The sequence below is a fragment of the Oxalicibacterium flavum genome (assembly GCF_014635065.1).
Lineage (GTDB): Bacteria > Pseudomonadota > Gammaproteobacteria > Burkholderiales > Burkholderiaceae_D > Oxalicibacterium > Oxalicibacterium flavum.
Genome location: NZ_BMCG01000002.1, coordinates 1 through 20707, shown reverse-complemented (window position 1 = coordinate 20707; position 20707 = coordinate 1). Strand labels below are relative to the sequence as shown.

Below are 20707 nucleotides of genomic sequence, written 5' to 3'. Positions count from 1 at the left end.
CGCCTACCTATCGCGATGGCGCATCTTGCAGCCGACATTCGGTGCCATCGCCACGAACATCAGCTTATCGGCCATTTAGCATCAAGGAGAAAATCATGTCGCGCAACACATTGAATACGCTCAAGGAATTCAATATTTCAGGTTCCCGGAAAGGCGCATTCCATTCGCTGCCGGCACTGGGCAAGCAGCTCGGTATCGACATCTCGCGACTGCCGGTCTCCATCCGCATCGTGCTCGAGTCGGTCCTGCGCAACTGCGACGGCCAGAAGGTCACCGAGGAACACGTACGCCAGCTCGCCAACTGGCAGCCGAATGCGGCACGCACCGAGGAAATCCCTTTCGTGGTGGCGCGTGTGGTGCTGCAGGACTTCACCGGCGTACCGCTGCTGGCCGACCTGGCCGCCATGCGCGGCGTGGCGGCACGCACCGGCAAGAATCCCAAGAACATCGAACCGCTGGTGCCGGTCGATCTGGTGGTTGACCACTCGGTGCAGATCGATCACTTCCGCGAGAAGAAGGCGCTCGATCTGAACATGAAGCTCGAGTTCCAGCGCAACAACGAACGCTACCAGTTCATGAAATGGGGCATGCAGGCGTTCGACACCTTCGGCGTGGTGCCACCGGGCTTCGGCATCGTGCACCAGGTCAATCTCGAATATCTGGCGCGCGGCGTGCACAAGCGCAAGACCGGCAAGCAGGACCTCTACTATCCGGACACGCTGGTCGGCACCGACTCCCATACCACCATGATCAACGGCATCGGCGTGGTCGGCTGGGGTGTGGGCGGCATCGAGGCGGAAGCCGGCATGCTGGGCCAGCCGGTCTATTTCCTGACGCCGGACGTGGTCGGCGTCAACCTGACCGGCCAGTTGCGCGGCGGCGTCACCGCCACCGACCTGGTGCTGACCATCACCGAACTGCTGCGCAAGGAAAAAGTGGTCGGCAAGTTCGTCGAATTCTTCGGCGAAGGCACCGAATCGCTGTCGCTGACCGATCGCGCCACGATCGCCAACATGGCACCCGAATACGGTGCCACCATGGGCTTCTTCCCGGTTGACGACGCCACCATCGATTACTTCAAGGGCACCGGCCGCACCAAGGACGAAATCGCCGCCTTCAAGGCGTATTTCGAGGCACAGAATCTGTACGGCATTCCGAAATCCGGCGAGATCGACTACACCCATGTGGTCGCCCTCGATCTCGGTGCCGTTTCGCCTTCGCTGGCCGGCCCCAAGCGCCCTCAGGATCGCATCGAGCTCGGTCAGGTCAAGCAGCAGTTCACCGACCTGTTCGTCAAGCCGGTGGCAGAAAACGGTTTCAACAAGAAGGCCGAGGACCTGCCGGCCAGCTACACCAACGCCGATGGCATTCCGGTCAAGAATGGCGATATCCTGATCGCCGCCATCACCTCGTGCACCAACACCTCCAACCCGAGCGTGCTGCTGACCGCCGGCCTGCTGGCGAAGAAGGCCGTCGAAGCCGGGCTCAAGGTCTCGCCGCACATCAAGACCTCGCTGGCGCCCGGCTCGCGCATCGTCACGCAATACCTGGAAGAAGCGGGCCTGCTGCCCTATCTCGAAAAACTCGGTTTCGGCCTGACCGCCTATGGCTGCACCACCTGCATCGGCAACGCCGGCGACCTGACGCCCGCGATGAACGAAGCGATCGTGCAGAACGACATCGTGGCGGCCGCCGTACTGTCGGGCAACCGCAACTTCGAGGCGCGCATCCATCCGAACATCCGCGCCAACTTCCTCGCCTCGCCGCCGCTGGTGGTGGCCTATGCGATTGCCGGCACTGTCACGCGCGACCTGATGACCGAACCGGTCGGTCGCGGCAAGAACGGCAAGGACATCTATCTGGGCGACATCTGGCCAAGCTCGCAGGAAGTCGAGAAGCTCATGAAGTTCGCCATGAATGCCAAGAACTTCAAGGACAACTACGCACAGGTCAAGACCAAGCCCGGCAAGCTGTGGGAACAGATCAAGGGCGTGGCCACCGGCCAGGTCTATGACTGGCCTTCCTCGACCTATATCGCAGAACCGCCGTTCTTTGCCGATTTCGCCATGGAGCCGAAAGCCACCGCCACCGCGATCAGCGGCGCGCGCGCGCTCGGCGTATTCGGCGATTCGATCACGACCGACCATATTTCGCCTGCCGGTTCGATCAAGGAAAGCAGCCCGGCCGGCAAATGGCTGACCGAGAACGGCGTGCTCAAGGCCGACTTCAACTCCTACGGCTCGCGCCGCGGCAACCACGAGATCATGATGCGCGGCACCTTTGCCAACGTGCGCATCAAGAATCTGATGCTGCCGGTCAAGCCCGACGGTTCGCGCGTCGAGGGCGGCATCACGCTGCACCAGCCGAGCGGCGAGGAAATGTCAATCTACGACGCCGCCATGCGCTACCAGCGCGAAGGCACGCCGACCATGGTGTTCGCCGGCGAGGAATACGGCACCGGCTCCTCGCGCGACTGGGCTGCCAAGGGCACGCAACTGCTGGGTGTGAAAGCCGTGGTGGCGCGCTCCTACGAGCGCATCCACCGTTCCAACCTGGTCGGCATGGGTGTGCTGCCGCTGCAGTTCATCGGCAACGACAGCGTGGCTACACTCGGTATCAAGGGCGACGAAACCTTCGATCTCAAGGGACTCGACGGCGAACTGCGGCCGCAACAGGAACTGACGCTGGTCATTCATCGCGCCAACGGCAGCACGCACGAAGTCACCGTGCTGCTGCGCATCGACACGCCGATCGAGGTCGATTACTACAAGCACGGCGGCATTCTGCCATTCGTGCTGCGCCAGCTGCTGGCTGCCTGATCGCACCAGTCGCCGGCTTCGCCTGCAAGGGTCGCATGCTTGTGCATGCGGCCCTTTTTTTATCGCCAGCGATGCCGGAAAACAGGCTGCCCCATCAGCATGCCGGTTCGCCCGAATGCGGAGAGATTCTTTTGTTGCTTGTCGTACAGTCGCAATTTCACGATTCAACTACAATAGACACCTCACTTTCTTTCATCGGTTTCCATGCGTCGCCCACTCAAGAATTCCCCCCGCAAGTTATCCGCCGACAGTCAACGCCTGATCATGCTTTCCCAGGCCATCATTCAGGCTTCGAGCCGCGTGGAGGAACGACAGTGGGAAAACCAGATGGAAGACGTGCTGCACAAGCTGCTGCGCACGCGCCATCAGGACACGCTCGACGCGGCGCTCGACCATCTGTTCAAGCAGGCCCCGACCGCTTACGACGCCTTGACCGATGCGGTGGAAGCCGCCAGCGAATCCTGCGTCATCGAACACGATGGCACCGCCTACGACGCGCTGCTGATTGCCGCGCCCATCCTCGCCTGGACCCGTTTCTCTATCGCGGCCGGACCGATCGCCGCCGACATGGTCGCTACCCTCTCGGCCCATCTGCATGCCCATGTGCTGTCGGACAACGCCAGACTGGCAATGGCTCCCATGCTGTTTTCGATCGACCAGCTGCCGCGCTCGCATAGCGATATCTTCATGCTGACGCAGCAAATGGCGCAGGCTGCGCTGAACGGCACGCCCATCAAGGCCGCCGCCAAGCAGGCCGAGACCGCGCCCTTTCTGGCCGATACGCGCTATCTGCTGGCGGTCGTGACGGTCAGGTGCGGCGAACCCATGTTCCGCTGGCAGGCCAGTACCAACCTGGCAGACCGCGATGACGCATTGGCGCAATGGAGTGCGCAGGCCATGCCCAACATCGCACGCCTGCTGCCGGGCTGCGGCATCGAATTGCTGCTGCCAGAAGCCTACTTTGTCGCCTGCCGCGAAGGCGACAAGCAGATTCGTCCGGCCTCGATCCGCGCCGCCGTGCACTATCTGACGCACACGCTGGCGGTCGAACCGGCTGCCTTGCAGGCTGTCATTGGCGGTTTCTGCGAAGACGAAAATGATGGACGTATCGACGAATACCGGATCGGCTTTGCTCCCGTCAACCAATCCGACATCCTGTATGGCGTGATCTGGCCGCTGTACGGCGATGAAGAAGCAGAGGAATCCCCGTACCGGACAGTCGCCGACGCGATGCCGCCACGCAAGACGCCTCTGGAAGAGATTCATGCCTTGCTCGAAGGATGCGGCATCATCCGCATTCGGCGCCACACCGAACCGTTCGTGATGGAATTCTGCGATGACTGCGGCGCGCCGCTGTTTGCCGACCAGGATGCCGAACTCGTGCATGCGGAAATGCCCGAGGAAGCGGCGAGCGGTTCAGGCCATCTGCACTGACGTCGCCTACCGGGCCTGCTGCCAGTCCTTGTACGGATGCCGCAGCAGGCTGGCATTGAAATAACGCGCATCGTCGGACACTTCCTGCCCGACCCACTGCGGCCGCTCGAAGGCCTGTGTCTCGCTCTGCAGTTCGATCTCGGCCACCACCAGCCCGGCATTGTCGCCAAGGAAGGCATCGACTTCCCAGGTCAGTCCGGCATGAACGATGCGTGTGCGCGTCTTTTCGATCAGAGGCCGTTCGCACAACCCGCTCAGCAAGGCATTCGCTTCCTCAAGCGGAATGACATATTCCCATTCCCCGCGGCTGATGCCCTCCACCCTGCCCTTGATCGTCAGGGTCCCTGTCTCGCCCTCGACGCGCACCCTTACGACGCGATCCGGGTGTGATGACAGATAACCCTGCCTGATCAGGATCGGCGTTCCCTGCTTTTTCCAGGCATCGCCAACGACCAGAAACTTGCGCTCGATCTCGATGTTCATCGCGTGCTGCGCCGTACGTTGTCGAGAATCGGCCGCAACATGTCACGCCCCAATTGCGCACTGCGCGCGCCGTTCCAGCCGATCTTCGGTTGCGGCGAACACGCATTGTCCTTGAACGGCATTTCCAGCGTCAGCGACACGCATTTGAAGACATGGCCCATGTACTTGGATGCGAGCTTGAGCATGTCTTCGCGGTACTTGCCGGCCGGATAGCCGTATTCGGTCTGGAAATCCTCGTTCGCCTGCTGCAGCCTTTCGATGAAGGTCTGCTGCTCCGTCATCTGCTCCGACGTGAAGCCTTCCAGCATTTCGCTGCCGGCGACAAAGACGTACGGCAATCCCTCGTCGCCATGAATGTCGAGAAACAGATCGCAGCCGGTCTCGTGGATGCGCTGGCGCACATGGAACACTTCCGGACTCGTCTCCAGCGAAGGAGACATCCATTCGCGATTGAGGTTGGCGCCGGCTGCATTGGTGCGCAGATTGCCGCGGCATGCGCCGTCCGGATTCATGTTGGGCACGATATGAAACACCGCGTGATCGAGCACTTGCCGCGCCACTGCGCAGTCCTCGTCCAGTAGCGCATCCAGCAGGCCCTCGACAAACCATTCGGCCATGGTTTCGCCCGGATGCTGGCGCGCAATGATCCATACCTTCTTGCGTGCCGCGGCATCGCCGGCCGCCGGATCGCCGGCCACCGGATCGCCAATCGTCACCATGTCGAGATCACGCCCATCGATCGTGCGGCCCAGATGCACGATGCGTGCGCGTGGCGACAATTGCGCACGCGCCAGCAGCGACAGATGGCGCTCCCACGAATACGGTTCGAAATAGGCGTAATGGATACTGTCATGCAGCGGTGTATGGGAGATGGTCATGACCTTGCCATCGAACGCAGTCGGCACGCGAAACCAGTGTTCGCGGTCATAGCTGGCCACCGCCTGGTAATTCTTCCAGCCCTCCGGGTAGGCCGCCTCCGCCGCATTCAGGAAGCGCAACCTGCAGCGCTGGCCGCGCGCGCCCTGCAGGCGAAAATAAAACCATTGCGCAATGTCGGCATGCGAGTCCTTGCGCAAACGAAGATCGATGGCGTGCGCCTCATCGGCTCGCACCACCTCGATCGCGCCGGCATCGAATGCCGAGCTGATATGAATGGCCATGAATGGAATCCGTCGGGGATGGAAATGCAGTGAAGGCGCGGCATGCACCTTCATTCAGGAAGGAAATTGTAGAGGATTCCGGCGTCGCAAACAGCCATCGCGATACCGGGCTTCCTTCTATGCGATGCCGTTGCCCACCAGCCCGAACTCTTCCAGCGCCGCCGGCAGATTGGCATTCTTGTGGCCTGGTCGGGTCAGCTTGGTCAAGACGAAACGCTGCAGATCGCTCAGGCCCTGCCACTGTGTATCGGTGGGAATATCGAGGTCGAGTTCGGATAGCGTATCGACCACCTGCGCCGGAATCGTCGGCTGGCTCCAGGGCGGTGACGGGTCGATATCGATATCGCGGATGGCCGTTTCAGGCTTGTCCGCATGAGGTGCCAGCATCTGCAACAACCGCTGGCGATAAGCCTGGCGCTCCTGTTCGGTCTCGCACGGCAGCTCCACCAGTTCCTGCCGCTCATCCCGGGACAGCACCGCCCAGGCGGCAAAATCGAATCGCACACCGACCGCATCCAGATTGAATCGCACGATCATCGGAATGCGGCGCAGTGCATAACGCCCATCCTGCTCGAACCCGAACAGCGGCGCCGCCATCAAAGCGCTCCTTGCCGGCTATGCGCGGGCGTAGCGGTATTCTCATCCGCCGATCTTTTTCGATTTGTCGTCCAGGTGGTCCTTGTCCAGTTTTTCTTCATTGTCTTTTCCCAGATTGTCGCCCGCAATCCAGCGCGGATCCTTGTCGTGGCCCGGCGTGGTAGGCGTGGCCGGCCTTGCAGGCACCAGTTTATCTTTTTCCGTGCTCATTGTTCTCTCCTTGCGTTGTTGAACATGTATCCGTCACTGTAAGGCGAAAGCCCGAAACACGATGTCGGCCACACAATTCATTCCATGTAGGATTCACTTTCATTCCCTCTCAAGTTATCCCGCAAAACTGTGGATAGCCATGTGAAAAAGACTTGGGCAGTCGCGTTAACGCATTGAAAATGCAGATGTTTTCCCGAGCGCAAATGATTGAGGCATGGCAAGGAATCCACACGCTGACCGCTTTTCCCACGTATCAAACTCCGCTTGTCCGATGTGAAGACGGACATCGTTTTCCTATCATGGGACGTCCTCTATCGCCAACCAAGGAGCATGCCATGCAGAACAAGGAAACGAAGACGAACAAGCAACGCGAAAAGCAGTCCCCGCAGGCCGGCCTGGGCAAAAAGGGGCGCCATGAGACGGACACCATCGAAAAGGAAAAAGCTGCCGACACCCAGTCGGAATTCAACGTCAACCAGCGACGCCAGGAAAGCTACAAGGAACAATAGGCACGCGTGGTCTCGGACAAAAATAAAAAGCCCGCAGATGCGGGCTTTTTATTCGGACCTGCGAGCAGGCGCAACTTCAATCAGTGCAGCGTCTTCTTCGGCGCACCGGTCTTGCGGTCGATGTATTCGTGCGCGGCGATGATGCCGCGCTGGATGCACTCTTCGCGGGTCGGATAGGAGTGACCGTCGATCACCTCGAAGTCCCTGAAATCGCGACCGCCCAGATGTTCGGTAACGAAGACACGCGGCATGTATTCGTCAAACTGCTTGTCCACCTCGACTGCCGACAGATGCGCAGAGACTTGAACCGATACGCTCCAGCCCTTGTAGGTTTCGTAATGCGATTTCATGCGTGTTCCTCCATGATTCAAAAACGCGAAATATCGATGCCCTGCGCCGATCTTGCCACAACGACGATGAGCGGAAAACAAAACAGCACTCGAATATTAGACGGCGTCTAATATACAGTGCTGTGGATACGTACAGAAAAATCCGTAAGTCTTTGATTCTATTGGTCGGGACGGTGTGATTCGAACACACGACCCCTTGCACCCCATGCAAGTACGCTACCAGGCTGCGCTACGCCCCGACGAACGAAAGATTATAGCAGAGCAAAACCTTTTTTAACCAGCTTCCGGCTCAAGAAAGCGCGTCCGGACGCAGCAGCGAAAGAATGTCCTGCAGCTCGTTGCGGATCTCGAGCAGCCGCGCATTCTGTGCACCGGATTCTTCCTGTGCGTCGCCCTCTTCCGCATCCAGGATGCGACTGTCGAGCTTGTTGCGTGCGCCGCTGATCGTGAAACCCTGCTCGTACAGCAGCTCGCGGATACGGCGGATCAGCAGGACTTCGTGGTGCTGATAATAGCGGCGGTTGCCGCGCCGCTTGACCGGCTTCAACTGCGTGAATTCCTGCTCCCAGTAACGCAGCACGTGCGGCTTGACGCCGCACAATTCGCTGACCTCGCCAATCGTGAAATAACGCTTGGCGGGAATCGGCGGCAGAACGGCCAGTTCGGCCTTGTTGACGCGTTCGTTCATCTATCAGGCTGTCTGCGTGAGCGGGTTGCTGACGTCCTCGACCATGCCCTTGAGTTTCTGGCTCGCATGAAAGGTCACGACGCGGCGCGCGGTGATCGGAATCTCTTCGCCGGTCTTGGGATTGCGTCCGGGGCGTTGCGGCTTGTCGCGCAGCTGGAAATTGCCGAAGCCGGACAGCTTGACCGATTCGCCGCGCTCGAGCGCGTCGCGGATCTCGTCGAAGAAGGTCTCGACCATGTCCTTGGCTTCGCGCTTGTTGAGGCCGACCTGCTCGAACAGCAGTTCCGCCAGTTCGGCCTTGGTCAGCGTTGGCAGGTCCTTCTCGGCCTGCGAACGCACCTGCGACTCGAGCATGGCCCGGTTCAGGTCGGCGGTCAGTACGGATTGGAGTTCTGCTGAATTCACGTCATTCATGTCTTTTTCCTGCAGAGTCAACGCAATCTGGCGCCATGATGCCTGCCTGCGGCAGCGACAAAAGCATTCATCGCGGCATCCACCTGATCGTCCTGCAGGGTCGTTTGAGTATCTTGCAAGGTGAAGCGGAAAGCAAGGCTTTTTTCGTCCGACTCCAGTCCCTTGCCGCGATATTCATCAAATAAAACAACCACTTGCAGAATGTTGCAAACGGGATTGCCGGCCTTTTCCGCCTCGAACGCATCAACCAGCGCCTGTGCTGCGACGTCCTGTTTCACCACCAGCGCGAGATCGCGCGTCACTGCGGGGAATTTCGAGATTTCGCGATAGGACGGAACACCGACCTGCTGCAATGCGGCAGCGTCTGCCTCGAAGAACACGGGGGCCAGCGGCAAATCGTATTTCTGCTGCCAGCGCGGATGCAGTTCGCCGATCACGCCGACCTGTCGGCCATCCAGCAGGATGGCTGCGGAACGCCCCGGGTGCAATGCCGGATGCTCGACTTTTACAAATGTTAACTTTTTCGGCGCGAATAGTGTCTCGAGATCGGCCTTCACATCGAAATAATCGACATTGCGCGCCGTCTGCCCCCATTGCTCCTCGACCACCGGACCATAGGCCAATGCCGCCACGCGCTTGGGTTGATCGTAACCGGCGACCGACAGCGGACCATCCTGCGTGGTGTTCGCGCGCAGATAGACGGCACCGATTTCGAACACGCGAATACGCGCCACCTTGCGATTCAGGTTGTAGCGCACGTTGGCGATCAGGCTGCCGATCATGGTCGAGCGCATCACGCTCATCTGGCTCGCGATCGGGTTCAGCAGACGGATCGGATCGCTGTTGCCGGCAAAATCCTCTTCCCACGCCTGCTCGACGAAGCTGTAGTTGACGACTTCCTGATAGTCGGCATCGGCCAGTTGGCGGCGGATCGTGAACAGCGAACGCGTGTTCTCGGGCGCGATGCGTATCGCATTGGCTGCCACCGGCGGCAGCGCCGGAATGTTCTCGAAACCGTGCACGCGCGCGACTTCCTCGATCAGGTCTTCCTCGATCTCGATGTCGAAACGGTAGGACGGCGGCGTAACGGAGAAAGTCCCCTCGCCTTGCGTGTACTGCAGGCCAAGGCGCGTGAAGATGTCGGCGATCTGCGCATCGTCGAACGGCACGCCGATGACCTTGGCCGCACGCGCGGTGCGCAGCGTGACGGGCGCACGCGCCGGCAGGTTGACCACGTGGTCGTCGACCGGGCCGACCTGCGTCTTGCCAGGCTGGCCGCAGATTTCGACGATCAGCGCGGTGATGCGCTCGATGCGTTCGACCGTGGCTGCGAAATCGACGCCGCGCTCGAAGCGATGCGCGGCATCGGTCGAGAAATTGAAGCGGCGCGCGCGGCCCTGGATCGCAGCCGGATGCCAGAATGCGGCTTCCAGATAGATGTCCTGCGTCTCGAGCGAGACTGCCGTGGCATCGCCGCCCATGATGCCGGCCAGTGATTCGATTTCCTTGTCGTCGGCGATCACGCCGATCCAGTCGTCGATGGCGACCGTGTTGCCGTTCAGGAGCCTCAGCGATTCACCCGGCTTGCCCCAGCGCACGGCGAGACCGCCCTTGATCTTGTCGAGGTCGAACACGTGGGTCGGCTGACCGAGCTCGAGCATCACGTAATTGGAAATATCGACCAGCGCCGAGATCGGGCGCTGGCCGCTGCGCTCGAGGCGCTGCTTCATCCAGGCAGGCGTCGGCGCCTTGGCATTGAGGCCGCTGATGATGCGTCCCGCAAAACGTCCGCACAGATCGGGCGCATCGATGCGCACCGGCAGCACCTCGTCGATGCTGGTCGCCACCGGCTGCCAGGCCGGCTGCTTGAGTACGGAACCGGTCAGCGCCGCGACTTCACGCGCCACGCCGAGCACCGACAGGCAGTCCGCCTTGTTGGGCGTCAGCTTGATCGTGAATTTCAGATCGTTGAGCTGGTAATAATCGCGGAAATTCTGGCCGACCGGCGCATCCGAAGGCAGGTCCAACAGGCCGTCCGCCTCGTCCGGCAATCCCAGTTCCTTGGCCGAGCACAGCATGCCCTGCGACTCCACGCCGCGCAGCTTGCCGAGCTTGATGTTGAACGGCTTGCCGTCCGCACCCGGCGGCAGCACCGCGCCGACCGTGGCACAAGCCACCTTCATGCCGGCGCGCACGTTGGGTGCGCCGCACACGATGTTGAGCAAGGTGCCGGTGCCGGCATCAACCTGGCACACGCGCAGGCGATCGGCATCCGGATGCTTGACGACTTCGCGCACCTCGGCCACGACCACACCGGAAAACGGCGGCGCGACCGGCTCGACTTCCTCGACCTCCAGGCCCGACATCGTCAACATGTGCGCCAGTTCATCCGAGGTCATGCTCGGATCAACCATCGTGCGCAGCCAGCTTTCGGAAAATTGCATGATTCAAATACCTTCAAACATCATGAACAAGGAAAGGGAGCGGAACCCTCGAGAAGCGACGATCTGCGCCGCCCGTCCGCTACCGTCTTAGTTGAATTGCTTCAGGAAACGCAGATCGCCTTCGTAGAACAGGCGCAGATCGTTGATTCCGTAGCGCAGCATCGTCAGGCGCTCGAGGCCGGAGCCGAACGCGAAACCGATGAACTGCTCGGGATCGAAGCCCATGTTGCGCAGCACGGTCGGATGCACCTGGCCGGCGCCCGAAACCTCGAGCCAGCGGCCCTTGAGCGGACCGCTGCCGAAGGCGATGTCGATCTCGGCCGAGGGTTCGGTAAACGGAAAATAGGAAGGACGGAAGCGCACCTGCAGGTCGTCGGTCTCGAAGAAGGCACGCACGAAATTGAGATACACGCCCTTGAGATCGGCGAAGCTGACACTTTCGTCGATCCACAGGCCTTCGACCTGATGAAACATCGGCGAGTGGGTCGCGTCGCTGTCGACGCGGTAGGTACGGCCCGGCGCGATCACGCGGATCGGCGGCTTGTTCATGCGCGCATAGCGCACCTGCATCGGGCTCGTATGCGTACGCAGCAGCAGCGGCTTGCCCTGCGTGTCCTTGCCGTCGATGTAGAACGTATCCTGCATCGAACGCGCCGGATGGTTTTCAGGGCTGTTCAGTGCAGTAAAGTTGGTCCAGTCATTCTCGATCTCGGGACCGTCCGCCACATCGAAACCGATCGAACCGAAGATTTCCTCGACGCGCTTCCAGGTGCGCATCACGGGATGGATACCGCCGACGCCGCGGCCACGGCCCGGCAGCGTGACGTCGATCGCTTCGGCGTTCAGACGCGCTTCGAGTTGCTCATTCGAGAGCGCATCGCGACGCGCGGTCAGTGCCTGCTCGATCTTTTCCTTGGCGGCATTGATGACGGCACCCTGCGTCTTGCGCTCTTCAGGCGCCAGCTTGCCGAGACCCTTCATCTGTTCGGTGATCTGCCCGGTCTTGCCGAGATATTTTGCTTTTGCATTTTCCAGAGCGGCCGCGTCGGGAGCGGCGGCAAAATCGGTCTGGGCTTGCGTGACGAGTTGATCCAAAATATTCATGCGGTTTGTTTTCGCCTTTACAGGAAGCCGAAAAGGAATGCAAAGAAGAACAAGAAAACAAAACGGGGCAGTGGTATGAACCCTGCCCCGCGATATTGCCGCGCCGCCCGGAAGCGGCGCATGCGATCACAACACTCAAGCAGCGATGTTTGCCTTCACCTGATTGACGATGGCTGCAAATGCCGGCTTGTCGAACACAGCCATGTCTGCCAGCACCTTGCGATCGAGTTCGATCGAAGCGCGTTTCAGGCCGTTCATGAACTTGCTGTAGGTCAGGCCATGCTCACGCGACGCTGCATTGATACGGGTGATCCACAGAGCGCGGAACACGCGTTTCTTGTTGCGGCGATCGCGATAGGCGTATTGACCAGCGCGCATGACCGCCTGCTTGGCGATGCGATAGACCTTGCTGCGACGGCCGCGGTAACCCTTGGCTTGGTCGAGAACTTTCTTGTGACGGGCCCGTGCGGTAACCCCACGTTTGACTCTAGGCATGATTTCTCCTTGTGTGAGGTTAAGCGTTCGGCATCATTGCGCGTACCGAATTCAGGTTGGTGTCGTGGACACCGACCGCACCGCGCAACTGACGTTTGTTCTTGGTGGTTTTCTTGGTCAGGATGTGGCGTTTGAACGCCTGACCGCGCTTGACGGTACCACCCGGACGGACACGAAAGCGCTTTTTGGCGCTGCTTTTCGTTTTCATTTTAGGCATGACACATATCTGTCCTTTTCGGACAGCTCCATTTTGGATGATCACAGGTGGCAACAATTTCGTTGCGCTTGGATGCCTGCTCTCACTTGTTATGCAACGGCATGAACCGCTGCCTTCTACCTGCCTGCCGCCGGAGCGGCAAACGGGTGAATCTTATTTTTTCTTCTTGGGCGCCAGCACCATGATCATCTGGCGGCCTTCCATCTTCGGAAACTGCTCGACCTGGCCGTATGGCTCCAGATCCGCTTTCAGACGTTCGAGCATGCGCATGCCGATATCCTGGTGGGCCATTTCACGACCGCGGAAACGCAGCGTGATCTTGGTCTTGTCGCCGTCTTCCAGGAACTTGGTCAGGTTACGCAGCTTGATGTTGTAATCACCATCGTCGGTACCCGGCCTGAACTTCACCTCCTTGACCGAGATGACCTTCTGTTTCAGCTTGGCTTCGTGCGCGCGTTTCTGTTCCTGATACTTGAACTTGCCGTAATCCATCAGGCGGGCAACCGGCGGCTGCGCGGTCGGCGCAATTTCCACCAGATCGACATTGGCCTCTTCCGACAGGCGGAGCGCCTCTGCCAGGCTCACAATACCGAGCGGTTCGTTATCGACACCGCTCAAACGCAATTCGGGCGCAGTAATTTCACCGTTGATTCGATGAGACTTGTCAGTAGCTATCGCAATTTCCTTTTAAAATCAAATAATTAAGCCGTGCTCCTGCGCATCGGATCGCCTTTTCAGGCCTTGGCTTCGACCTCATCCCTGAGGCGCTTCACCAATTCATCGACGGGCATCGCACCCAGATCGACGTTTCCTCGCGCTCGCACGGCCACTGTACCGGCATCCCGCTCCTTGTCGCCGATGACGACGATATAAGGCAGCTTCTGGACGGAATGCTCGCGTATTTTATAGGTAATCTTCTCGTTGCGCAAATCGAGCCGTACCCTAAACCCTTGTTTTTTCAGGTTTTGTGCAACATCGCGCGCGTAATCGGCTTGCGCGTCCGAAATATTCAGGACCGCGACCTGCTCGGGCGCCAGCCACAGCGGCATTGCGCCCGCATGATTCTCGATCAGAATGCCGATGAAACGCTCGAGCGAACCGACGATCGCGCGATGCAGCATGACCGGCGTCTTGCGCGTGTTGTCGACATCGACATATTCGGCGCCCAGGCGCTGCGGCATGAAGAAATCGACCTGCATGGTACCGACCTGCCATGGGCGGCCGAGGCTGTCCTTCAAGTGATATTCGATCTTGGGACCGTAGAATGCGCCCTCGCCCGGCAGTTCGGTCCAGCTCACGCCGCACGAACGCAGCGCGGTACGCAGTGCATCCTCGGCCTTGTCCCAGATTTCATCGGTACCGATCCGGTTGTCGGGACGCAATGCAATCTTGACATCGATGTTGCTGAAACGGAAATCCTCATAGACCTTCATCGCCTGCGGATGGAAGGCCATCACTTCCGACTGGATCTGTTCCTCGGTGCAGAAGATGTGACCGTCATCCTGCGTGAAGCCGCGCACGCGCATGGTCCCGTGCAACGCACCCGACGGTTCGTTGCGATGGCACTGGCCGAATTCGCCGTAGCGTAGCGGCAGGTCGCGATAGCTGCGCAGGTCGGAGTTGAAGATCTGCACGTGGCCCGGGCAGTTCATCGGCTTCAACGCATACGAACGGTTCTCGGATTCGGTCACGAACATGTTTTCACGATAATTTTCCCAGTGACCGGTCTTGCCCCACAGGCTGGCATCGAGAATCTGCGGCGCCTTGACTTCCTGATAATCATTGATCTGGTAGGTATGGCGCATGTACTGCTCGACCTGCTGCCAGATGGTCCAGCCCTTCGGATGCCAGAAGATCAGGCCTGGCGCTTCGTCCTGGAAGTGGAACAGATCGAGCTGCTTGCCGAGCTTGCGGTGGTCGCGTTTCTCGGCCTCTTCCAGCATGTGCAGGTACTGTTCCTGCTCTTCCTTCTTCGCCCAGGCGGTGCCGTAAATGCGCTGCAGCATTTCGTTCTTCGAATCGCCGCGCCAGTAGGCGCCGGCCAGCTTCATCAGCTTGAACACGCGCAGCTTGCCGGTCGACGGCACGTGCGGGCCGCGGCACAGATCGGTGAACTTGCCTTCGGTATAGAGCGACACGTCTTCATTGGCCGGAATCGAAGAAATGATCTCCGCCTTGTAGTCCTCGCCGATCGACTTGAAGTAGGCCACCGCCTCGTCGCGCGGCAGCACCTGACGCGTGACCGGCTCGTCCTTCTTCGCCAGCTCCGTCATCTTCTTCTCGATCGCCTTCAGGTCTTCCGGAGTAAACGGACGCTTGTACGAAAAGTCATAGTAGAAACCATTCTCGATGACCGGACCGATCGTCACCTGCGCCTCCGGGAACAGCTCCTTGACCGCGTAAGCCAGCAGGTGCGCCGTCGAGTGGCGGATGACGTCCAGCCCTTCCGGGTCCTTGTCGGTGACGATGGCTAGATCGCTGTCTTCCTCGATCAGGAAAGAGGTATCGACGATCTTGCCGTTGACCTTGCCGGCCAAGGCCGCCTTGGCCAGGCCGGTGCCGATGTTGGCGGCGACCTGCGCCACGGTGACGGCGTCGTCGAACTGGCGTTGCGAACCATCGGGAAGTCGGACTGTAATCATGGTGTTCTCCGTTTCAGCCGGCGGCGCGGCTGACGTTGGAAGGAATCAATATAGAAACTGCGCAGGAAACTGCAGACGAAAAAAAAACGCGGACCAGCCGCGTTTTTCTCAATTGGCAAACGAAAAAAGAAATCGGCTAGATGCGCTTGAAAACCGTGGTGGTCGTCGTTCGCGGTGTCATAACCGGGATGCCTTTCTCGCTCTTACAGGTTTTACCAAAGTATTTTGGTAGGCACGATTGGACTCGAACCAACGACCCCTACCATGTCAAGGTAGTGCTCTAACCAGCTGAGCTACGCGCCTAAAGAAGCAAGATTATAGCCACAAAGATTTTGTTTGCCTAGTGCCGAATTGAAATTTCTGCAGGAAATTTCATTGCCCTCTGCAACACCCTCACGGCAGGCTGTCTTGTCACGCCTTCAAGCCTTCGCAAAACAGACCGCATCGTACTGCGCAGCATGACATGTCTCCCTGTGCTCAATGACGCTTGGCTTCGATCACACCACTGACCTCGCTGATCACATTGAGCGCCTTGTTCAGTTGCGCGGTCGATCCGATCTCCGCCGTGAAGGCCATGCGCGCGGTGCCCTTTGCACTTTGCGTGCTGACACCGATGACATTGATCTTTTCGCGCAGGAAGATATCGGAGATGTCACGCAGCAGCCCCTGCCGATCACTGGCCAGCACGAAGATATCGACCGGATAGACGGTCGTCGCTTCCGGACTGCCCCATGCAGTCTGAATCACGCGCTCGGGCGCCCTGCTCTGCATTTCGGCGAAGTTCTTGCAGTCCGCGCGATGAATGGACACACCCTTGCCGCGCGTGATGAAACCGACGATCTCGTCCGGCGGCGCCGGCTTGCAGCAGCGCGCCAGTTGCGTCAGCAGACCATCGGTACCGACCACCAGCACACCGGACTTGGCGCCATGCACCACGCTCGATGAACGGCTCTTGCGCGGGATGACCGCGTCCTCTTCCTGCCGTGCCGCATCGGGATTTTCACCATGCAGCGCATGTTCGACCGTGCGCAGACTGAACTCGTCCTTGCCGACCGCCAGGAACAGGTCATCCAGCTTGGAAAAGCCGAGCGTATGCGCAAGCTCTTCCAGATTGATGGCAGTCTTGCCCTCGCGCTGCAGCGTTTTTTCGATCAGGGCACGACCGTTCGCCAGCGTTTCCTGCATGTCGATCGCGTTGAACCAGGCGCGTACCTTGGCACGCGTGCGCGAACTGGCCGCATAACCGGGCGACAGCCAGTCGCGCGACGGACCGACGGCACCGGCAACGGCGTTGACGCCCTTGGCAGTGATGATCTCGACGGTCTGGCCGTTCTTCAATTGCGTATTGAGCGGTACCAGCACGCCATCGACACGCGCGCCGCGGCAACGGTGGCCGATATCGCTGTGCAAATGATAGGCAAAGTCGATCGGCGTGGCGCCGTTCGGCAGTTCGATTACGCGCGCCTGCGGCGTCAGCACATAGATGCGGTCATCGAGCGTGGCCGACTTGAGCTTCTCTACCCAGTCGCGGTGCACATCCTCCTGCCCCACCACCGTATCGACGACCTCGCTCTTCCACGCCAGCAGTTGCCGCAGCCAGGCGATCTTTTCGTCGTACTTCTGTCCAGAGAAATTGGAGTTACCGGCTTCCTTGTAGCGCCAGTGCGCCGCCACCCCATACTCGGCGAACTCGTGCATGTCGTTGGTGCGGATCTGCACTTCGAGCGGACGACCGTCCTCGGCGATCACGATGGTATGCAGCGACTGGTAGCCGTTGGGCTTGGGACGCGAGATGTAGTCGTCGAATTCCTCGGGAATCGGCGGCCAGATGTTGTGCACGATGCCAAGCACCGTGTAGCAGGTCTTGACGTCTTCCACGATCACGCGAAAGGCACGCACGTCGTAGAGATCCGAGAACTCGATCTCCTTGCCCCGCAACTTGTTCCAGATGCTGAAGATGTGCTTGGGCCGCCCGAACACTTCGGCCTTGATTCCGGCTGCTGCCATTTCCGACTGCAGTCGCTTGATGGCATCCGCGACAAAGGCTTCGCGCTCGACGCGCTTTTCTTCCAGCAAAGAAGCGATGCGGCGATAGGCTTCCGGTTCGAGGAAGCGGAAAGACAGATCCTCGAGTTCCCATTTCAATTGCCAGATGCCCAGCCGATTGGCCAGCGGCGTGTAGAGATCGAAAGTCTCACGCGCATACTGGCGCGAGCGTTCGTTCTGCAGCTTGCGGTCGGCAAAATAGCGTAACGTCGCCACGCGCGTGGCGAGGCGCACCAGCACCGCGCGCATATCGACCGCCATCGCCAGCAGCATCTTGCGCAGCACCTCGAGCTGGGCCGCCGCTTCCTGCGCGGCATTCTTGCTGCGCAACGCTTCATGCTGGACGAAAGTCTGTTCGTGCAGGCGCATCAACTGGCGCACGCCATTGACCAGATCGTGCACCTCCTTGCCGAAACGCTCCTCTATCTTCTTAGCGGCAGCCGGATCGATGGCCGGCAGTTCGAACAGCAAGGCCGCAATGCGCGTATCGGCATCGGTTTCGACCTGAGCCAGCACGGTCGCCACGCATTGCGAAAATTCCAGGACGTCCTGGTCGCTTTCGAACGCGTCCTGTCCTGCAGATACCGTACTGCCCTCGTAATAAGGCTTGACGAAAGCAAGCGCATCCAGCACCCGATCACCATCCGACTCGTTGAGATCCGAGCGGAGCAATGCCTGTGCGTCACTTTGTGCCGAAACGGTGGAAACCATTCAAGAAACCTGATTCGTTGCTGCCACTACAATTATTTCAATCAATCGCCGCGGGTCCGGGAAGCGCACGCCGACGGTTGCGCGCGGTGGTGCATGGCCTTCCGGAACCCATGCATTCCACACTTCGTTCATCGCCTCGAAATCGTCTGTGTTGGCAATGAATATCTGACACGACAGAATGCGTGTCTTGTCGCTGCCGGCGTCGGCCAGCAAACGATCGATGTGTCCCAGCACCTCGCGCGTCTGCCCACGCATGTCCTGCGTCGTGTCTTCGGCGATCTGCCCCGCCAAGTATACCGTGCCGCCATGAATGGCGATTTCGGACAAAGTGTCGCCCATGTGAATGCGAGCAATGTTCATACCAATTCCAATCGAAGCGGACTTCAGTCCGGCAGAAAATTTTTCACCAGCGCAATGCGCTCGGCGCTCAGGAAGGTCGGCGCATGGCCGACATTCGGCAATTCGATGCACTGCGCCTGCGGTCCTCTCTGCGTCATTTCCTGTGCTGTCTCGCGCGACACCATGTCGGACAGCGCACCGCGCAGCAGCAGGGTCGGACAACGGATCGCATCGTAGGCAGCCCACAGCTGCTGTTGCGCGAGCTGCGCGTCGTCGGGCGTCATTGCCTTGTACGGGATCGCGAGCCCGAGGTCGTAGCTGAATCGCCAGTTGCCGTCGGCACCCTGCTTGAGCACGTCGGCCGCCAGCTTGTTCCATTGCACATCGTCATGCGCACCGAAGGAATGCGAGATCTGCCGCACGTAATCACGAGCCTGTTCGAAGCTCGCGAACTGCCGGTCCTGGCCGATGTATTCTCCGATGCGCGCCATTGCCGTCGCATCCAGCACCGGGCCGATGTCGTTGAGTATCAGGCTGCGGATCAGTCCGGTCGGCTGTGCCGCCAGCACCATGCCGATCAGCCCGCCCATCGAAGTGCCGAGCCAGTGCACGGATTCCACGTCGAGCCGCGCGATCAGCGTCACCATGTCGGCCACGTACTGCAGTATCTGGTAGTGCCGGGGATCGCGCAGATGATCGGAGCGCCCGCGTCCGACCACGTCCGGACAGATCACACGGTAGCGCTGGCCGAGCGCGGCGGCCAGCGCGTCGAAGTCGTCCGATACGCGCGTCAGGCCATGCACGCAGACCAGCACGTCGGGATTGTCATGCGTTCCCCATTCCTTGTAGGCCATGCGGTGCAGGCCGGCGGGAGACATGCATTGCACGTGACGGATACGCGGCACCGCCGTGGCAGCCGCCTGTTGCAGGACCTTGCGCGCGCTGTCGATATGCTCTCGTTCTCCCGCTTCGCTCATGCAACACCCAGCCCGTCGTCCGCATTCACGATCGTACCGTTGAGCAGGTGCGATTCTTCGGCAGCCAGCAGGAGCAGCAGGCCGTCGAGGTCTTCCGGCTTGCCAAGGCGGCGGCGCGGCAAGGTCGCCAGCAGTTGCCTGCCCTGCTCACTGTCGAAGTAATCGAGATTGATCTCGGTACCGATGTAGCCGGGGCAGATCGCGTTCACATTGATGCCGAACTGGCCCCATTCGAGCGCCATCGATTTCGTCATGTGCACCACCGCCGCCTTGCTCATGCAATAAAGTCCGAGCTGCGGCACCACGCGCAAGGCGGCCAGCGATGCGATGTTGATGATGCGATGCTGCTTGCGCGGATCGCCCTTGTAGCGCAGGATCATGCGGCGCGCCACTTCCTGCGCGACGAAGAATGCGCCGCGCTGGTTGGTATCCATCACGTAGGCATAATCCTCGGGCGTGACGTCGATCAGGCGCTGGCTGCTGGAGACGCCGGCATTGTTGACGAGGATGTCGATCGGCCCGGCTTCGGTCTCGGCATGCGCGACGGCAGCCTTGATGCTCGCGTAATCGGTCACATCGAGCGCGACCACGTGGGCAGCGCCGCCTTCGGCCTCGATCTCCGCCCGCAATTCCTTCAGCCTGTCCATGCGACGCGCGGCCAGCACCACCTGCGCGCCCGCCATCGCCAGCACCTTGGCGAAACGCGCGCCCAGACCGCTGGATGCACCCGTGATCAATGCCACCTTGCCCTCGAAATTCACCTCGATACCCACCGCGTCTCCTGCCTTCTTGAAATTATCCGTTGCACATCCGCCTCAAAACCGGGGCGGGAGACGGTATCATTACACGAAAAGCAAACCGCATGTCGCGACCAGTCGCCGCGTGATTGTCGGCGCGGCATCGCATGCGGTTTGCCTGATCGAATTCACCATTGAGAAACATGACGCAAGCCATTTCACCAGCCAGCCTCCTCGACCAATACGGTCCGCGCGACACCATGGACTACGACGTGGTCATCGTCGGCGGCGGTCCTGCCGGCCTGTCGGCCGCCATCCGCCTCAAGCAGCA

General features: G+C 60.1%; 21 protein-coding genes and 2 tRNA genes. 4 read left to right on the top strand and 19 right to left on the bottom strand.

Going from position 1 to position 20707, the window contains the following annotated elements; genetic code table 11:
- Positions 1-95 precede the first annotated feature (95 nt).
- Complete coding sequence (gene acnA / locus IEV38_RS03645) at positions 96-2819, top strand: aconitate hydratase AcnA (protein WP_188394835.1); 2724 nt, start codon at positions 96-98, stop codon at positions 2817-2819.
- Positions 2820-3023: 204 nt separating this feature from the next.
- On the top strand, positions 3024-4253 hold the full coding sequence (locus tag IEV38_RS03640) for a DUF2863 family protein (RefSeq protein WP_188394834.1): 1230 nt from the start codon (positions 3024-3026) through the stop codon (positions 4251-4253).
- Positions 4254-4259: 6 nt separating this feature from the next.
- Here the strand turns inward: IEV38_RS03640 and IEV38_RS03635 are convergent, their stop codons facing one another.
- From IEV38_RS03635 to IEV38_RS03620, 4 genes are all read right to left on the bottom strand, one after another.
- Complete coding sequence (locus tag IEV38_RS03635) at positions 4260-4736, bottom strand: CYTH domain-containing protein (protein WP_188394833.1); 477 nt, start codon at positions 4734-4736, stop codon at positions 4260-4262.
- A complete protein-coding gene (locus tag IEV38_RS03630) occupies positions 4733-5896 on the bottom strand; it encodes a M14 family metallopeptidase (protein ID WP_188394832.1) in 1164 nt (387 codons plus the stop codon). Before IEV38_RS03630 ends, IEV38_RS03635 begins: the two co-directional genes overlap by 4 nt.
- 117 nt (positions 5897-6013) lie before the next feature.
- A complete protein-coding gene (locus IEV38_RS03625; protein WP_188394831.1) occupies positions 6014-6493 on the bottom strand; it encodes a nitrate reductase associated protein in 480 nt (159 codons plus the stop codon).
- A gap of 42 nt (positions 6494-6535) precedes the next feature.
- The gene (locus IEV38_RS03620) at positions 6536-6703 is read right to left on the bottom strand and encodes a hypothetical protein (RefSeq protein WP_188394830.1); all 168 of its coding nucleotides are present in this window, start codon (positions 6701-6703) and stop codon (positions 6536-6538) included.
- Positions 6704-7038: 335 nt separating this feature from the next.
- Here IEV38_RS03620 and IEV38_RS03615 point away from each other — a divergent pair, with 335 nt between their 5' ends.
- Positions 7039-7212, top strand: a complete 174-nt coding sequence (locus IEV38_RS03615) for a hypothetical protein (RefSeq protein WP_188394829.1) — start codon at positions 7039-7041, stop codon at positions 7210-7212.
- A gap of 80 nt (positions 7213-7292) precedes the next feature.
- Here the strand turns inward: IEV38_RS03615 and IEV38_RS03610 are convergent, their stop codons facing one another.
- The 15 genes from IEV38_RS03610 to IEV38_RS03540 form a co-directional block, all read right to left on the bottom strand.
- Positions 7293-7562 carry a hypothetical protein gene (locus IEV38_RS03610; protein ID WP_188394828.1) on the bottom strand — a complete coding sequence of 90 codons (270 nt, stop codon included), beginning with the start codon at positions 7560-7562 and terminating at the stop codon, positions 7293-7295.
- Between the two features lie 162 nt (positions 7563-7724).
- Positions 7725-7801: transfer RNA gene (locus tag IEV38_RS03605), tRNA-Pro, on the bottom strand.
- Between the two features lie 50 nt (positions 7802-7851).
- The gene (locus IEV38_RS03600) at positions 7852-8250 is read right to left on the bottom strand and encodes a MerR family transcriptional regulator (RefSeq protein ID WP_188394827.1); all 399 of its coding nucleotides are present in this window, start codon (positions 8248-8250) and stop codon (positions 7852-7854) included.
- A 3-nt stretch (positions 8251-8253) separates the two neighbouring features.
- On the bottom strand, positions 8254-8664 hold the full coding sequence (locus IEV38_RS03595; protein ID WP_188394826.1) for an integration host factor subunit alpha: 411 nt from the start codon (positions 8662-8664) through the stop codon (positions 8254-8256).
- A 17-nt stretch (positions 8665-8681) separates the two neighbouring features.
- Positions 8682-11108, bottom strand: coding sequence for a phenylalanine--tRNA ligase subunit beta (gene pheT / locus IEV38_RS03590; protein WP_188394825.1), 2427 nt, complete (start codon positions 11106-11108; stop codon positions 8682-8684).
- An 87-nt stretch (positions 11109-11195) separates the two neighbouring features.
- Complete coding sequence (gene pheS / locus IEV38_RS03585) at positions 11196-12212, bottom strand: phenylalanine--tRNA ligase subunit alpha (RefSeq protein WP_188394824.1); 1017 nt, start codon at positions 12210-12212, stop codon at positions 11196-11198.
- A 135-nt stretch (positions 12213-12347) separates the two neighbouring features.
- Positions 12348-12707 (bottom strand): 50S ribosomal protein L20, encoded by a 360-nt coding sequence (rplT, locus tag IEV38_RS03580; RefSeq protein ID WP_188394823.1) that lies wholly within the window; start codon positions 12705-12707, stop codon positions 12348-12350.
- 19 nt (positions 12708-12726) lie between these two features.
- On the bottom strand, positions 12727-12924 hold the full coding sequence (gene rpmI / locus IEV38_RS03575; RefSeq protein WP_188394822.1) for a 50S ribosomal protein L35: 198 nt from the start codon (positions 12922-12924) through the stop codon (positions 12727-12729).
- A 153-nt stretch (positions 12925-13077) separates the two neighbouring features.
- Positions 13078-13599, bottom strand: a complete 522-nt coding sequence (gene infC, locus IEV38_RS03570) for a translation initiation factor IF-3 (RefSeq protein ID WP_188395421.1) — start codon at positions 13597-13599, stop codon at positions 13078-13080.
- A 59-nt stretch (positions 13600-13658) separates the two neighbouring features.
- Positions 13659-15566, bottom strand: coding sequence for a threonine--tRNA ligase (thrS, locus tag IEV38_RS03565; protein WP_188394821.1), 1908 nt, complete (start codon positions 15564-15566; stop codon positions 13659-13661).
- Between the two features lie 226 nt (positions 15567-15792).
- A tRNA-Val gene (locus tag IEV38_RS03560) sits at positions 15793-15869 on the bottom strand.
- Between the two features lie 174 nt (positions 15870-16043).
- Positions 16044-18323: a RelA/SpoT family protein gene (locus IEV38_RS03555; RefSeq protein ID WP_188394820.1), complete on the bottom strand. Its 2280-nt coding sequence runs from the start codon at positions 18321-18323 to the stop codon at positions 16044-16046.
- Complete coding sequence (locus tag IEV38_RS03550) at positions 18324-18683, bottom strand: RidA family protein (protein ID WP_188394819.1); 360 nt, start codon at positions 18681-18683, stop codon at positions 18324-18326.
- A 23-nt stretch (positions 18684-18706) separates the two neighbouring features.
- Complete coding sequence (locus tag IEV38_RS03545; protein WP_229728856.1) at positions 18707-19540, bottom strand: alpha/beta fold hydrolase; 834 nt, start codon at positions 19538-19540, stop codon at positions 18707-18709.
- Between the two features lie 95 nt (positions 19541-19635).
- Positions 19636-20412 carry an SDR family oxidoreductase gene (locus IEV38_RS03540; protein ID WP_188394817.1) on the bottom strand — a complete coding sequence of 259 codons (777 nt, stop codon included), beginning with the start codon at positions 20410-20412 and terminating at the stop codon, positions 19636-19638.
- 179 nt (positions 20413-20591) lie between these two features.
- Between IEV38_RS03540 and IEV38_RS03535 the strand changes: the two genes are divergently transcribed.
- The coding region (locus IEV38_RS03535) for an FAD-binding protein (RefSeq protein WP_188395420.1) at positions 20592-20707 on the top strand (116 nt) is incomplete at its 3' end.